Annotated in this window: 11 protein-coding genes and 3 pseudogenes; 12 read left to right on the forward strand and 2 right to left on the reverse strand. The window is 60.8% G+C overall.

What is annotated here, in order from left to right; translation table 11 throughout:
* Positions 1 to 4 precede the first annotated feature (4 nt).
* Positions 5 to 1,600 carry an AMP-binding protein gene (locus AAEZ09_RS04260; protein WP_350598244.1) on the reverse strand — a complete coding sequence of 532 codons (1,596 nt, stop codon included), beginning with the start codon at positions 1,598 to 1,600 and terminating at the stop codon, positions 5 to 7.
* Positions 1,601 to 1,827: 227 nt separating this feature from the next.
* On the opposite strand from AAEZ09_RS04260, the gene AAEZ09_RS04265 reads away from it, so the two are divergent.
* The 10 genes from AAEZ09_RS04265 to AAEZ09_RS04310 all read left to right on the forward strand — a co-directional run bounded on the left by AAEZ09_RS04265 (position 1,828) and on the right by AAEZ09_RS04310 (position 12,857).
* Complete coding sequence (locus AAEZ09_RS04265) at positions 1,828 to 2,604, forward strand: enoyl-CoA hydratase (RefSeq protein ID WP_045060692.1); 777 nt, start codon at positions 1,828 to 1,830, stop codon at positions 2,602 to 2,604.
* A gap of 57 nt (positions 2,605 to 2,661) precedes the next feature.
* Positions 2,662 to 3,522, forward strand: a complete 861-nt coding sequence (locus AAEZ09_RS04270; RefSeq protein ID WP_350598246.1) for an enoyl-CoA hydratase-related protein — start codon at positions 2,662 to 2,664, stop codon at positions 3,520 to 3,522.
* Positions 3,523 to 3,570: 48 nt separating this feature from the next.
* Entirely contained in the window at positions 3,571 to 4,767 is a 1,197-nt protein-coding gene (locus AAEZ09_RS04275; RefSeq protein WP_045060694.1) for an acyl-CoA dehydrogenase family protein, read from the forward strand.
* 11 nt (positions 4,768 to 4,778) lie between these two features.
* A complete protein-coding gene (locus AAEZ09_RS04280) occupies positions 4,779 to 5,921 on the forward strand; it encodes an acyl-CoA dehydrogenase family protein (protein WP_045060695.1) in 1,143 nt (380 codons plus the stop codon).
* 64 nt (positions 5,922 to 5,985) lie between these two features.
* Positions 5,986 to 6,735: an electron transfer flavoprotein subunit beta/FixA family protein gene (locus tag AAEZ09_RS04285; RefSeq protein WP_350598248.1), complete on the forward strand. Its 750-nt coding sequence runs from the start codon at positions 5,986 to 5,988 to the stop codon at positions 6,733 to 6,735.
* Positions 6,735 to 7,679 (forward strand): electron transfer flavoprotein subunit alpha/FixB family protein, encoded by a 945-nt coding sequence (locus AAEZ09_RS04290; RefSeq protein WP_350598251.1) that lies wholly within the window; start codon positions 6,735 to 6,737, stop codon positions 7,677 to 7,679. The genes AAEZ09_RS04285 and AAEZ09_RS04290 overlap by 1 nt, the downstream gene beginning before the upstream one ends.
* Positions 7,680 to 7,689: 10 nt before the next feature.
* Entirely contained in the window at positions 7,690 to 9,204 is a 1,515-nt protein-coding gene (locus AAEZ09_RS04295) for a 3-hydroxyacyl-CoA dehydrogenase (RefSeq protein ID WP_350598253.1), read from the forward strand.
* A gap of 2 nt (positions 9,205 to 9,206) precedes the next feature.
* A complete protein-coding gene (locus AAEZ09_RS04300) occupies positions 9,207 to 10,409 on the forward strand; it encodes a 3-oxoadipyl-CoA thiolase (protein ID WP_350598255.1) in 1,203 nt (400 codons plus the stop codon).
* 34 nt (positions 10,410 to 10,443) lie between these two features.
* On the forward strand, positions 10,444 to 11,625 hold the full coding sequence (locus AAEZ09_RS04305) for an acyl-CoA dehydrogenase (protein ID WP_045060699.1): 1,182 nt from the start codon (positions 10,444 to 10,446) through the stop codon (positions 11,623 to 11,625).
* A gap of 539 nt (positions 11,626 to 12,164) precedes the next feature.
* Positions 12,165 to 12,857, forward strand: coding sequence for a nitroreductase (locus AAEZ09_RS04310; protein ID WP_350598258.1), 693 nt, complete (start codon positions 12,165 to 12,167; stop codon positions 12,855 to 12,857).
* 104 nt (positions 12,858 to 12,961) lie between these two features.
* On the opposite strand, the pseudogene AAEZ09_RS04315 reads toward AAEZ09_RS04310, so the two are convergent.
* Positions 12,962 to 13,348: pseudogene (locus AAEZ09_RS04315) on the reverse strand (site-specific integrase); the annotation flags it as partial.
* Positions 13,349 to 13,803: 455 nt separating this feature from the next.
* On the opposite strand from AAEZ09_RS04315, the pseudogene AAEZ09_RS04320 reads away from it, so the two are divergent.
* A pseudogene (locus AAEZ09_RS04320) lies at positions 13,804 to 14,085 on the forward strand (short-chain dehydrogenase).
* 246 nt (positions 14,086 to 14,331) lie between these two features.
* Positions 14,332 to 14,609, forward strand: a pseudogene (locus tag AAEZ09_RS04325) (transposase); the annotation flags it as partial.
* Positions 14,610 to 14,889: the final 280 nt, after the last annotated feature.

Genomic DNA, 14,889 nt, shown 5'->3' on the forward strand with positions numbered 1-14,889 from the left:
TGCGTCAGCGGCGCCTGACCGGGTCGATGCGAATGCTCGCGGCCCGCTCATGCAGTTTGAATTTCTGGATTTTTCCGGACGGTGTGCGGGGCAGGGCAGGCAGCACTTCCAGGTATTCGGGCAAGTAGTTGCGCGACAGGTGGTGTTCGACCAGGAAGGCCACGGCGTCTTCGAGGCTCAGGTCCGTATAACCGCCATGCAAGGTGACGTAGGCACAGACACGTTCACCGAGACGCTCGTCGGGGCAGCCGACCAGTGCCACCGCCGAAATGGCCGGGTGCTTGTAGAGCAGGTTCTCGACCTCCACTACCGGGATGTTTTCGCCGCCACGAATGACCACATCCTTGGTCCGCCCGGTGATGCGGATATAGCCCTGGTCATCCATGCGGGCCAGGTCACCGGTGGCGAACCAGCCCTGGGCATCGACGCTATAAAGATCGGGGCGCTTGAGGTAACCGACGAACAGGCTGGCGCCGCGGACTTGCAGATGACCTTCGCTGCCAGCTGGAATCTCAAGCCCGGCATCGTCGACCACCCGTACTGCCACCAGGGGCAGGGCCACGCCGTCGGTGAAAATGGCTCGCTGGGGATCGTCTTGCGGGCGGGTCATGGTGACGGCACCGGTTTCGGTCATGCCCCAGGCCGAGACGATTTTCGCGTTGAGGCTGTTGCCCGCCTTTTCCACCAGGTTTTCCGGAATCGGCGCGCCCGCCGAGACAAAAATCCGCAGGCTCGACAGCGCATCACGATGCTCAGGCGCAAGCTCGATCAGGTCGGCGAGAAAAGGTGTCGACGCCATCGTGAAGGTCGGGCGCTCGGCGGCGATGATCTTCAGCGCGGTGTGCGCATCCCAGACATCCTGCAATACCGCTGACGCACCGAGGTAGATGGGCATCAGCATGCCGTACAGGAAACCGGTCTGATGCGCCATGGGTGAGGCCATGAAGATGATGTCGTCGCGGCCTAGCGCCAGGCGTTCGGCGTAGGGGCCAACGTTGTTCAGCAGGGTGCTGGAGGTATGCAGCACGCCCTTGGGCTCGCCGGTGGTGCCGGAGGTAAAGAGCAGCTGGACGATGTCATCGGCATGGGGGTGGCGCTGGGCAAACAGGCTCTGGGTATCGCAGTGTGTTTCCCATTCCTGGTTCAGCAGTTGCTGTTCAAAGCTGTTGTCGCCGTCAGCACCGATCACCAGTACGTGGCGCAGTTCCGGCAGTTCTGCGCGCAGGCCTTCCACCATGCCGGCGTAATCGAACCCCCGGAAGCGTTGCGGCACTATCAGCAAGTGACTGCGGGCGTGGTCGAGCATGAAGCGCAACTCGCGCTCACGAAAGATCGGCATCAGCGGATTGAACACCGCACCGAGGCGGGCGCAGGCCAGGAGCAAGGCGGTCATCTGCCAGCAGTTCGGTAACTGGCAAGACACCACGCCGCCTTTTTCCACACCCATGGCGGCCATCCCGGCTGCCATGCGAGTGACCACCGTATTCAGCTCGGCGTAGGTAAACGAGACAGGACTGTCCTCACCCGCCTGATAGCTGGTCAGGGCGAGGTCATCTGCGCCTCGGACAAGCTGCGTGCTCCATAAATCTGTAATGGACATGTCATTACGCGCACTAGTTCTGGAATGACGATCTGGTGGTGAGCCTGTGCAGATATTCATTTCGAGGTCGACTCTTCAGGGTTGCAGTTATTGTTTTCATTGAATCTGGATGTGCCCTTTCGATGTGCTGAAGATAATGCTTTGAAAATTAATATGTCAACATGTTGTCTTTATATTTTTCGGTGGATATAGTCGAAGCCAGCCCCGAATAACAAGAGGTAGGTGACATGGCTTTCCTGAACATCCTTGTCGAACAGCGAGCGGCCGTTGGCCTGATCCGCCTTAATCGCCCGGCCGTCTACAACGCGCTCAACGACGCCTTGATGATCGAGCTGGGCCAGGCGTTGCTTGCCTTCGAGGCCGACGAGCAGATTCGAGCCATCGTCATTACCGGCAACGACAAAGCCTTCGCGGCCGGCGCCGACCTCAGCGAATTGCAGTTCAAGGGCTTTGCCGATGTGTACCTGGAGAATTTCGTCACGGCCAACTGGGAAACCGTCACTCGCTGCCGCAAACCGGTGATTGCAGCGGTTGCCGGTCTGGCACTGGGCGGTGGCTGCGAGCTGGCGATGATGTGCGACATGATTATCGCCGCCGACAACGCCCGTTTTGGGCAGCCCGAAGTCAAGGTAGGCACGTTGCCCGGTGCCGGTGGTACCCAACGGCTGACCCGGGCCATCGGCAAGGCCAAGGCCATGGACTTGTGCCTGACCGGGCGCTTCATGGAGGTCGATGAGGCCGAGCGCCTGGGATTGATCAGCCGTGTGGTACCCCTGGCCGATCTGCTCGATGAAGCGTTGGCCGTGGCTGCGCAAATCGCCGGTCACCCGGCCATTGCGGTAAAGCTGAATAAGGAGGCGGTCAATCGCGCTTTCGAAACCACGCTGGCCGAGGGTGTGCAGTTCGAGCGGCGCTTGATGCACGCCAGCTTCGCCAGTCAGGACCAGAAGGAAGGCATGCAGGCCTTCGCGCAGAAGCGCAAGCCAGTGTGGACCCATCGCTGATTCCCGCGATTGATGGACCAGCAACATACAAACAACAAGAGCAATAGGAGCTGTCCGATGACTTCAGTCGTGCAACTGACCCGCGAGGGCGGCGTGGCCCTGATCCTGGTCAACAACCCGCCGGTCAATGCCTTGGGCCACGCCGTACGCGCCGGGCTGCTGGCAGCCTTCATGGAGGCGCAGCGCGACGAGCAGGTCGAGTTGATCATGCTCTGTTGCGCAGGGAAGACTTTTATCGCCGGTGCTGATATTCGCGAGTTCGGCCAGCCTGCCCAAGCGCCGATCCTGCAAGAACTGACCCTGGCAATTGAAAACTGCAACAAGCCTGTGCTGGCGGTGTTGCACGGATCAGTGCTGGGCGGCGGACTGGAAGTTGCCCTGGCGTGTCATTACCGCATTGCCAACGGCGCCACCCGGCTTGGCTTGCCCGAAACCCGCCTGGGTCTGTTGCCCGGTGGTGGCGGCACCCAGCGCCTGCCGCGCCTGGTAGGTGTGGCCACAGCGCTGGAGATGATCATCGGAGGAGAGCCGATCGAGGCGCTACAAGCGCTGGATCTTGGCCTTGTCGATGCTCTGTACAGCGACGAGCCGCTGGTTGCTGGCCTCAAGCATGCCCGGCAACTGCTGGCCGAAAAGGCCCCCGTGCGGCGCGTTGGCCAGGCTGCGGTGCCCACTGAACCTGCCGAGGCGAACGCCTTGTTTGCCGCGCAGCGCAGCGACATCGCCCGCACTCGGCCCGATTCTTTTTCAGCGCCGCGCTGCGTCGCCGCGATCGAGGCGGCGACCCGGCTGCCCTTGATCGAAGGCCTTCAACATGAGCGCGCGCTGTTTCTCGAATGCATGGCCTCACCCCAGCGCGCGGCGCTGATCGAAGACTTCTTTGCCCGGCGCCAGGCGGCCAAGAACCGCCAGAGCTGAACCCGCGGCCAGCCTGGTGTTGGCCTGACCATCGATCGAGGACTTTGCATGGACATTCACTACACACCTGCCGAACTTGAGTTCCGCACTGAGGTGCGTGCCTTTCTTCGTGACGCGCTGCCGGCAGACATCGCCACCAAAGTTCGCCTGGGCAAGCGTCTGAGCAAAGAAGACCACCAACGCTGGCAGCGGATCCTCGCCCGGCGCGGCTGGTACGCAGCCAATTGGCCAAGGGCCTTTGGAGGCACTGGCTGGGGCGTGGTGCAAAAACACATTTTCGAAGAGGAATGCGCCGCCTTCGGTGCGCCGCGCCTGATCTCCTTCGGCGTCAACATGGTTGCGCCGGTGATCATGAAGTTCGGCAGCCCAGTGCAGCAGGCGCATTACCTGCCGCGTATTCTGTCCGGCGAAGACTGGTGGTGCCAGGGCTATTCCGAACCGGGCGCAGGCTCGGACCTGGCCAGCCTCAAGACCCGCGCCGTGCGTCAGGGCGACCACTATGTGGTCAACGGCCAGAAAACCTGGACCACCCTGGGCCAGCACGCCAACATGATTTTCTGCCTGGTGCGCACCGACAGCGAAGCCCAGCAGCAGCGGGGCATTTCCTTCCTGCTGATCGATATGACCACGCCCGGTATCAGCGTGCGGCCGATCATCACCCTTGAAGGCGAGCACGAAGTCAACGAAGTCTTCTTCGACAACGTCCGCGTACCGCTGGAAAACCTGGTGGGTGAAGAGAATCAGGGCTGGACCTGCGCCAAGTACCTGCTGACCCACGAGCGCACCGGGCAGGCCGGCATCGGCCAGTCCAAGGCCGCACTGGCACACCTCAAGCAGGTCGCCGAGCAGGAGCTGCGCAACGGTCGGCCGTTGCTGGACGACCCGCAGTTTCGCTTGCAGGTCGCCGAAGTGGAAATTCAGCTGCTGGCCATCGAGATGAGCACCCTGCGCATCCTCGCCGCAGCCCAGGCCGGCGGGGTTCCGGGCGCCGAAAGTTCGATCCTGAAGATCAAGGGTTCGGAAATCCGCCAAGCCATCAGCCACTTGCTGCGCAAGGCGCTGGGCGCCAAGGCGTTGCCTTTCGTCGAAGCGGAACTGCATGACGATTTTGCCGGAACCCCATTGCACACCGACTACAGCGCCGCCCCCGCCAGCCAGTATTTCAATCTGCGCAAGCTGTCTATCTACGGCGGCTCCAATGAAATTCAAAAGAACATCATCGCCAAGATGATTCTTGAGCTTTAAGGAGGTAAGCAATGGACTTCACACTCAGCTCCGAGCAGCAGATGCTACAAGATACCGTGGCCCGACTGGCCCGCGATCACTACAGCTTCGAAGCCCGCGAAGGCTACTACCACAGCGAAGCCGGCATGAGCCCGGCGTTCTGGAACCAGATGGCCGAACTGGGCCTGTGTTCGGTGCCGGTTGCCCAGGAACATGGCGGCTTCGGTGGCAGCGGCGTGGACAACATGCTGATCATGACCGAGCTCGGTCGCAACCTGTGCCTGGAGCCGTTCTTGCAGTCGCAGATTCACGCGGCCGGTCTGCTGCAGCAACTGGGCGATGCCAGCCAGCAGGCAGACCTGTTGCCGCAAGTGGCTGAAGGCTCGCTGCAACTGGCGGTGGCTTTGGAAGAACTGCAAAGCCACTACCAATTGCACGATGTGCTGACCCAGGCGCGCCCGGTCGAGGGGGGCTGGTGTCTGTCCGGACGCAAGATTGCTGTGGTTGGCGCTGCCAGTGCGGCGTTGATCCTGGTGTCGGCGCGCACCGGCGGTGATGCTCGTTGCGAACAAGGCATCAGCCTGTTTCTGGTCAAGGCGCAAGCCCAGGGGCTGCAGCGTCGCGATTACCCCTGCATCGATGGCCCGCGTGCCAGCGACCTGATCCTGGACGATGTGTTTGTGGCAAGCGCTGCGCTGCTGGGCGATGTCGGCGAGGCCTTGCCGGCCTTGCGTTATCAGCAGGGCCGAGCCATTGCTGGACAGTGCGCCGAAGCCATCGGCGGCATGCAGGAAGCCTTTCGCCTGACCCTCGACTACCTCAAGACGCGCAAACAGTTCGGTGCGCCGATCGGCAAGTTCCAGGTGTTGCAACACCGCATGGCCGACATGCGCGGCGAACTGGAAATGGCCACCTCGATGGCAATCCTTGCCGCCTGCGTGGCCGATCAGGCCGATAGCGATGAGCGCAGCCGGCAACTAGCCGCCGCCAAATTCGTGATTGTCCGCGCCGCACGCCTGATCGCCGAGCAAGCGATCCAGTTGCACGGTGGTATCGGCATGACCTGGGAATACAACCTGGCCCATCACGCCAAGCGCCTAGTGATGCTGGGTCATCAGTTGGGTGATGACGACCACCATTTGCAGGCCTACGCAGACTTGCTGCGCAGCGCCTGATCAATCACTGCAAAAGCGGTGACCGCCTCGGGCACAGGTCACCGCGCCAAGACGGGAACACACTATGAAAGTACTGGTGGCGGTAAAGCGTGTGGTGGATTTCAACGTCAAGGTCCGCGTCAAGGCGGACAACTCCGACGTCGACCTGGCCAACGTCAAGATGGCGATGAATCCCTTCTGTGAAATTGCCGTGGAAGAAGCGGTACGCCTCAAAGAGCAGGGCATTGCCACTGAGGTTGTGGTCGTGAGCATCGGCAGCAGTGCGGCACAGGAGCAACTGCGCACGGCGCTGGCCCTGGGTGCCGACCGCGCCATCCTCGTCGAATCTGCCGAAGATCTGACTTCCCTGGCCGTGGCCAAGCTATTGAAAGCTGTTGTCGACAAGGAACAGCCTCAACTGGTGATCCTCGGCAAGCAGTCTATCGACAGCGATAACAACCAGACCGGCCAGATGCTTGCCGCATTGAGCGGCTACGGTCAGGGCACTTTTGCTTCGAAAGTCGCCATCAGCGGCGACAGCGTTGCGGTGACCCGCGAAATTGACTGCGGCGCACAGACGGTTGCTCTGAAACTGCCGGCCATCGTCACCACCGACCTGCGCTTGAACGTACCGCGCTACGCGTCGCTGCCCAACATCATGAAAGCCAAGAAGAAGCCGCTAGAGGTGCTCACGCCCAGCGCTCTGGGCGTCAGCTGCGCTTGCACCGTGCACACCTTGAAAGTCGAAGCGCCGGCCGCTCGTAGCGCCGGGATCAAGGTCAAGTCGGTGGCCGAACTGGTCGAGAAACTGAAAAACGAGGCGAAGGTAATCTAATGGCTATCCTGGTTATCGCTGAACACACCCACGCAGCACTGGCAGCTGCCACCCTTAATACAGTGACCGCTGCGCAGCAGATCGGTGGCGACATTCATGTGCTGGTCGCAGGTCAGGGCGCTGGTGCCGTGGCAGAAGCGGCGGCGAAGGTGGCTGGCGTGACGAAAGTGCTGCTGGCCGACAACGCCGCCTACGCTCACCAACTGCCGGAAAACGTCGCTCCTTTGGTAGTCGCTCTTGTTCAAGAAGCAGGGGCTGACCGCTACAGCCACATCCTGGCTGCCGCCACCAGTAACGGTAAAAACATTTTGCCGCGAGTTGCCGCGCAACTGGATGTGGACCAGATCTCCGAGATCATCGCGGTCGAAAGCGCCGACACCTTCAAGCGCCCGATTTATGCAGGTAACGCCATCGCGACGGTGCAGTCGTCTGCCGCCGTAAAGGTGATCACTGTGCGCGGTACCGGGTTCGACGCCGCTGCCGCCGAAGGTGGAAAAGCCGTCATCGAAACGCTCGCCATGGTCATCGATAGCGGTCAGTCGACTTTCCTCAGTGAAGAACTGGCCAAGTCCGATCGCCCGGAGCTGACCGCCGCGAAGATCGTCGTGTCGGGTGGGCGTGGCATGCAGAACGGCGACAACTTCAAACACCTTTATGCGCTGGCGGACAAGCTCGGCGCGGGCGTTGGGGCGTCGCGCGCCGCCGTCGATGCCGGTTTTGTGCCGAACGACATGCAGGTCGGCCAGACCGGCAAGATCGTGGCGCCGCAGTTGTACATCGCCGTGGGCATCTCCGGCGCGATCCAGCACCTGGCTGGCATGAAGGATTCCAAGGTCATCGTGGCGATCAACAAGGACGAAGAGGCGCCGATCTTCCAGGTGGCCGACTACGGCCTGGTGGCGGATCTGTTCGACGCCGTGCCGGAACTGGAACGGGCGATCTGAGGAGGTGCTTGTGAATACTTTCAAACAAATCGGTGTGATCGGAAGCGGCGCCATGGGCCGGGGGATCGCTCAGTTGTTCGCCACCGCAGGCGTTCCGGTTCTGCTGTACGACAGCCGCAGCGAAGCGACGGAAGAGGCGCTGCAAGCTAACCGGGCATTGCTTGAGCGCTCCGCAGCCAAGGGCAAGTTGAGCAGTGAAGCACTGGCGACCGCACTGGCTTGCATGCGACCGGCCGTAAGCCTTGAGGCCCTGGCCGATTGTGATTTGTTGATCGAGGCGATCGTTGAAAACCTCGACGCCAAGCAGGGGCTGTTCCGCGCGCTGGAGCAAGTGGTCAGGGCCGATGCGGTGCTGGCAACCAACACCTCTTCCTTGTCGGTGAGCCTGATTGCCAGTGCCTGTCAGCATCCCGAGCGGGTGGCCGGGTTTCACTTTTTCAACCCGGTGCCACTGATGAAGATCGTCGAAGTGGTACGCGGCGAGCTGACCGATCCGCAGGTGATCGAACGCCTGGCGACACTGGCCGGGCATGCGGGACATTTTGCCGCGACGACGCCAGACTCTCCGGGTTTCCTAGTCAATCATGCCGGTCGGGCCTTCGGTCCGGAGGCATTGCGTATCCTGGGCGAGGGGATTGCCACCCCGGCGCAAATCGATCGCATCCTCAAGGACTGCCTCGGATTTCGCATGGGGCCGTTCGAGCTGTACGACCTGGTCGGCCTCGACGTCTCCCATGCGGTGATGGAGTCGATTCATACCCAGTTTTATCAGGACCCGCGCTACACCCCGTCGGCGCTGGTGCCACCCCGTCTGGCCAGTGGCTTGTTGGGGCGCAAAACAGGGCAGGGCTTCTATCGCTACCAGGATGGCAGTGTCGTGGAGGAAGCGCAGCAGACGCCGCCGCAGGTGGCCATCACCCAGCCATTCTGGCTGGACTGCGGTGACTCGACAATGCGCGAGCGGATAGCGGCGATTCTGTCTGTTGCCGGCGTGGTGCTGGAACAGGGTGATCAGCCCAGTGCGAGCGCCATCTGCCTGGTGACGCCGCTGGGCGAGGATGCCAGCAGCGTGATCGCCCGCAAGCGACTGCCGCCGCGACGCAGCCTGGCGCTGGAGACCTTCGTCGGCTTCGACACGCGCCGCGTACTGATGCGCCAACCGGCGCTCGACGCGCAGGTGCTGGCGCAGGCACGCCAGGCCCTGGGTGCCGATGGCGTACCGGTGGAGGTCATCAATGACTCGCCGGGCTTCATCGCCCAGCGTGTGCTCGCCGGGATCGTCAACCTGGGCTGCGAGATTGCCCAGCGCCGTATCGCCGAGCCCGCCACTTTGGACCGTGCGGTGCAGTTGGCCCTCGGTTACCCCCATGGCCCGCTGGGGTTCGGTGACCATTACGGTGCGTTGCAGATCCAGCAGATCCTGCACCAACTGCATGAGCTGTATCAGGAGCCACGCTATCGGGTCAGCCCCTGGCTGCGTCGCCGGGTCCAGCTCGGCCTGCCACTGACCACTGCTGAGGATTGAGCATGACGGCCTATATTTATGATGGTTTGCGTTCGCCGTTCGGTCGCCACGCAGGGGCTTTGGCCGGTGTGCGCCCCGATGACCTGCTGGCCAGTGTGGTGCGTGCCCTGGTGGCGCGTAACCCGTTCGACGTGGGCGACTATGAAGACCTGATCGCTGGCTGCAGCAGCCAGGCCGGTGAGGACGGGCGCAACCTGGCGCGTCATGTGGCTCTGTTGTCCGGTCTGCCGACGGCCGTGGGCGGTTTGACCGTCAATCGTTTATGTGGCTCCGGCCTCGCCGCCGTGCTGGATGCTGCCCGCGCCGTGCGCACCGGCGAAGGCGAGCTGTTTATTGCAGGCGGCGTCGAGAGCATGAGCCGGGCGCCGTTCGTGGTGGCCAAGGCGCAAAGCGCCTGGTCCCGTGACTTCCATGTCTACGACAGCACCATCGGAGCTCGCTTTCCCAACCCGAAGGTAGAGTCCGGGTTCGGTGCCGATTCGATGCCGCAGACGGCGGACAACATCGCTCATGAACTGGGCATCACTCGCGAAGAAGCCGACACCTACGCCGCTCGCAGTCAGGTGCTGTTCGACGCGGCGGTGCGGGACGGTTTCCAGGCCGGTGAAATTCTGCCGATCGAGGTCCCCCAAGGGCGCAAGCAGCCACCGAAGCGGGTCGAACGTGACGAGCATCCGCGTCCCCAAAGTAACTTCGAAGTGCTGTCAGGCCTGCAGCCTCTGTTTGACGGCGGCGTTGTTACCGCCGGCAACGCCTCGGGCATCAACGATGGCGCTGCTGCGCTGCTGATTGGCTCGCGCGCCATCGGTGAGAAGGCCGGCCTCAAGCCGCGCGCACGCATCCTGGCCGGTGCCGTGGCCGGTGTCGAACCGCGCCTGATGGGCCTCGGCCCGGTGCCTGCCTGCACCAAGGTCTTGCAGCGCGCAGGCTTGAGCCTGGCCGACATGGACCTGATCGAAATCAACGAAGCGTTTGCCGCGCAAGTGCTCGGCTGTGCCAGACAACTCGGCGTGGCCTTCGATGATTCGCGCCTGAACCCAAACGGTGGTGCCATTGCCATCGGTCACCCGCTCGGTGCTTCCGGTGCCCGTCTGGCCTACAGCGCGGTGCGTCAACTGGAACGCAGCAACGGGCGCTTCGCCCTGGTCAGCTTGTGCATTGGCCTGGGCCAGGGCATTGCCTGCGTAATTGAACGCCTCGACTAACAAACATCACAAGAACTAACCCGGAGAATTACCCATGGCCAACAAGGCAAGCTTCAACTGGATCGACCCACTGCTGCTGGATCAGCAACTCACCGAAGAAGAGCGCATGGTCCGCGACAGTGCCCAACAGTTCGCGGCGGACAAGCTCGCGCCCCGGGTGCTGGAGGCTTTTCGTCACGAACAGACGGACCCTGCGATTTTCCGCGAGATGGGCGAGACCGGCTTGCTCGGCGCCACCATTCCCGAGACCTACGGTGGCAGCGGTCTGAACTATGTGTGCTATGGCCTGATTGCCCGGGAGGTCGAGCGCGTGGACTCTGGTTATCGCTCGATGATGAGCGTGCAGTCCTCGCTGGTGATGGTGCCGATCAATGAGTTCGGCAACGAAGCCACCAAACAGAAATACCTGCCGAAGCTGGCCAGCGGTCATTACATTGGCTGCTTCGGTCTGACCGAACCGAACCATGGTTCTGATCCGGGCTCAATGATTACCCGGGCGAGAAAAGTCGACGGCGGCTACCGTCTCACCGGGAGCAAAATGTGGATCACCAATAGCCCGATCGCCGATGTCTTTGTGGTCTGGGCCAAGGACGACGAAGGCCAGATTCGCGGCTTTGTCCTGGAGAAGGGCTGGCAGGGTCTGAGTGCTCCGGTTATCCACGGCAAGGTTGGGCTGCGTGCGTCGATTACCGGCGAAATTGTCATGGACAACGTGTTCTGCCCTGAAGAGAACGCCTTCCCTGAAGTGCGCGGCCTGCGCGGTCCGTTCACCTGCCTGAATTCGGCGCGATACGGCATCGCCTGGGGCGCGCTGGGTGCGGCCGAAGACTGTTGGCACACGGCGCGCCAGTACGTGCTTGATCGCAACCAGTTTGGTCGACCGTTGGCTGCCAACCAGTTGATCCAGAAAAAACTGGCGGACATGCAGACCGAAATCACCCTGGCCCTGCAGGGTTGCCTGCGCCTGGGACGGATGAAAGACGAAGGCACTGCCGCGGTCGAAATCACTTCGATCATGAAGCGCAACAGCTGCGGCAAGTCCCTGGACATCGCGCGCCTGGCGCGGGACATGTTGGGTGGGAACGGCATCAGTGATGAGTTCGGCGTGGCCCGTCATCTGGTCAATCTGGAAGTGGTCAACACCTACGAAGGCACCCATGACGTGCATGCGCTGATCCTCGGCCGCGCGCAGACCGGTATCCAGGCATTTTTCTGATGCTAGCCTGAAAAGGTTTTTCGCTAGGCCCGATACCCATGTGGGTGTCAAGCCTGAGCGAAGTGATTGGCCGAGTGGTTCTGAATACAGATTGTTCGTAGAGGACCATTTCTCGTGCTGGCGTACCGTGCCCAAGCACGGCACCGCGATAGGCTCGCTGATCTTCAGGGATGTGGAATTTCACATCTATATCAGCAACTGGTTGGTCAGGCCAGGTGCGTTTTTTCGCGCCTGTCGCCGTGCAGCAACTGCGTTTGTGGGTCAGCAGCAATCCTCGGTTTTCCGGGTATGAACACAGTGATTGGTTCGAGGTGCCGGACGAAATAATCAACCGCCTTCAGGCTGATTGCCACCGGCGATGTGCCCGGCTCGGTCAATAGGTATTGACCCGGCGCCCAAGGCTAGACCAGGCAGGCACCATCACTCGCAACCTGATAGAGATGCTGAACCGGACTGATGGATCAGTACCGTCACCAATCACAGAAAATCGAAGCAGAACGCGTGCCTAGGGCTATTTGTTCTAAATCCGGAGACTATCCATGCATGTAGATAATGCCATACGTTCACGCAAGTCGGTCCGCCGCTTCCTGCCCCTGGGCATCTCGAAACCGGTGATTGAACATATTTTGCAAGTAGCTTCACGGGCGCCCAGCGGAAACAATCTACAGCCCTGGCATGTGCATGTGCTGACCGGCGATGCCAAGCAGGCGCTGTGTACCGATATCCTGGAATCCACGGCGCTTGAGGCCGAGGGACATGATCCCGAATATCAGTACTATCCGAACAGCTGGTTCGAGCCCTACCAGAGCCGTCGCCGCGCCTCCGGTTTTGGTCTTTATGAAGCGCTCGGCATCGACCGCAACGACCTGCAGGCACGCGAGCGCCAGAACCTGCGCAACCTTCACTTCTTCGACGCGCCGATCGGCTTGCTGATCAGCCTTGATCGCCGACTCAATACCGGCAGCTACATAGACTTGGGCATGTTTATCCAAAACATCATGCTCGCCGCTCGCGGCCAGGGATTACACACCTGCCCACAGGCAGCATTCGCCTCGTATCACCAGATCGTCCGCCGCCATGTGCCACTCGCGGACGAGGATATTCTGGTGTGCGGTATCGCACTGGGGCATGAAGACCGCGACGCTCCGGAAAACAGCCTGCAGACACACCGCGAACCGGTGGCCGCGTTTACCTCTTTTCATGGTTTCAAAGCGCGGGCGCAGGGTAACTAGGACCAACCGGTTTGTGAAACCCGGGCGCACTGCCCGGGGTCAATCAGGCCGCTCGGTAAGTCAGCAACGAACGATTACCGCAAGCGATGGGTCGCTGTCGCCGCTTACGATGGAAAAGACAACATCGACTCGTTTGGCGTGTGCTCGTAAGTTGAGGACAGCACGGCATTGAGTCGGTCGCTTAACAGGTTCCAGGCGTTTTTCTTCACTTGTGCATAGTCGTGGTGCAAGTCATGGCGCCTCACCCGAGAGCCGGCCAGTACATGATTTTGGCAGCGATCGATGACATCCAGGCTAACGCCTAAGGCTTGCATCATGGTCGCCCCCGTACGACGCAGGTCATGCGGAGTCCAGTCGCCGTTGTGGCCGTCGGCAAGGACCAGGGTATCGTCATGGCACCGTCTGGAGAGGGCCTTGCGGTTTTTGAACCGGGCCTGGCGATCGCGGACCTGTTTGCTCACCACTTTCACGTCCACATGCCCATCATCCAGCTCGATGATCGACTCAGCCGGGTTATTCGGCACCACCAGTTGCTCGTCGTCGCTCTTCAAGCCTGGCTGCTCGTTTCGGCCGCCTCCCTTTTACCCGTTTGCCGATCCCTTATCGTAGGGGGAAACGGTGTCCTGTGTTTCACGGGGCTCGTGAAAAACCCTGCATTGCTCTCGGTATCCCCATCTCCATCAATCCCTTGCACAGCACCCCGACGCGACTTATAGTCCGCCCGTCGCCCATATGGCGTCCGGGTTTGGCGACCCGCAGTGGAATGCAAAAGCGTTTGCTTCGTTGCAGGCGTTTTTGCATGCGCAAAGTTGTCGTAATGGCAGCTGTGCGCGGGAGACCTTCGGGTCTGCCGGCTTCCACTCCGGTTCGCCAACCTGCGTACAGTTGCCACCCCTTCGTTTGGCGACGATTGGTTGGTAAACCTCTAAATAGTGGAGATTTACTCATGAATGAATACATGGCTTTAACAAGCAACGCCGACGACCTTCCTTCGCTTTACGTGAATACCACGCAGCCGCTCCATTCTCTACTCAGCACCGCCAGCTATAGAATTGGTGCCGTCACCCAAATGCTGGAAAATCTCGCGATGCGTGGTGACATCAACACCGACTCTGTAATCCTCAGTGACTTCGCTTTGCTCTGATGTATCCCGCTGCGCGACGGATGCGACGTTCTTGATGTCATCGCGCGGCGCATGGACAAAGAGCCCGCCTCTTCAAGAGAGTAGAGGGCTTCCGATAACATCAGGAAATAAACCCTGAGTTTTGCGTCTTGAGGTAAAGCAACCTTTGCCCAGGGTAAAACGCAGCGAGGCCTGCAGCGTAAAAGCCCGAACATACGACTGACTCGATCAACCTTATGTTTGGGCTTTCCTGCTATCGGACAAACTCAAAACCAGCCGTGCAGACTCGGCAGGAGCCGTATGTGGTAGTTCCGCACGTACGGATCTGTGCGGGGGCAGCAGGTAACTGCCTTCCCTACCGCGACCGGTGGTCGAAAACCCTATCCGCTGGAAACCATGTTGCGCATTCATTTGCTGCAAAACTGGCTCTCCCTGAGCGACCCGACGATGGAAGCGCTGTATGAAATCACGCCAATACGCCAGTCTGCACGCCTGACCCTCAGCGCGCCTACCTCCGAAGACACCACGATCATGACCTTCGGCTCCTGCTGGAAATACATAAATTGGCCCATGCGATCTTCACCATCATCAATGGTTATTTGCAGGAAAAAGGCTTATCCCTACGTCAGCTGTGTTAACGTTGTGAACGGTTTCAAGCACTTTTTCTCCTGTTTGACCGGATCGAACGCTGCCTTCCAGCGTTTTCTCGAGAACCTTCGCTTCATTGGTGGCCTGCCCACCCCCGGCCTTCTGTTTCACCGACAGATGCAGCCTTCATCACATCGCGCCATCGGTTAAGCCGATTTTAGTGCGCATCACTCAGAGCTTGATGGCCCGACCGATACCGGTACGAGCGTCACTCTTTTCCGCGTTCAGTCGTCGCTTGGGCCAAGATCCCGCGTGCGATGA

Source organism: Pseudomonas sp. 65/3-MNA-CIBAN-0223, from assembly GCF_040310425.1.
Lineage (GTDB): Bacteria > Pseudomonadota > Gammaproteobacteria > Pseudomonadales > Pseudomonadaceae > Aquipseudomonas > Aquipseudomonas gregormendelii.

Excerpts from the sequence above, each read along its gene's own strand:
- AAEZ09_RS04260 (WP_350598244.1), bottom strand. The coding sequence starts at position 1,600 with ATGTCCATTACAGATTTATGGAGCACGCAGCTTGTCCGAGGCGCAGAT.
- AAEZ09_RS04265 (WP_045060692.1), top strand. The coding sequence starts at position 1,828 with ATGGCTTTCCTGAACATCCTTGTCGAACAGCGAGCGGCCGTTGGCCTG.
- AAEZ09_RS04270 (WP_350598246.1), top strand. The coding sequence starts at position 2,662 with ATGACTTCAGTCGTGCAACTGACCCGCGAGGGCGGCGTGGCCCTGATC.
- AAEZ09_RS04275 (WP_045060694.1), top strand. The coding sequence starts at position 3,571 with ATGGACATTCACTACACACCTGCCGAACTTGAGTTCCGCACTGAGGTG.
- AAEZ09_RS04280 (WP_045060695.1), top strand. The coding sequence starts at position 4,779 with ATGGACTTCACACTCAGCTCCGAGCAGCAGATGCTACAAGATACCGTG.
- AAEZ09_RS04285 (WP_350598248.1), top strand. The coding sequence starts at position 5,986 with ATGAAAGTACTGGTGGCGGTAAAGCGTGTGGTGGATTTCAACGTCAAG.
- AAEZ09_RS04290 (WP_350598251.1), top strand. The coding sequence starts at position 6,735 with ATGGCTATCCTGGTTATCGCTGAACACACCCACGCAGCACTGGCAGCT.
- AAEZ09_RS04300 (WP_350598255.1), top strand. The coding sequence starts at position 9,207 with ATGACGGCCTATATTTATGATGGTTTGCGTTCGCCGTTCGGTCGCCAC.
- AAEZ09_RS04305 (WP_045060699.1), top strand. The coding sequence starts at position 10,444 with ATGGCCAACAAGGCAAGCTTCAACTGGATCGACCCACTGCTGCTGGAT.
- AAEZ09_RS04310 (WP_350598258.1), top strand. The coding sequence starts at position 12,165 with ATGCATGTAGATAATGCCATACGTTCACGCAAGTCGGTCCGCCGCTTC.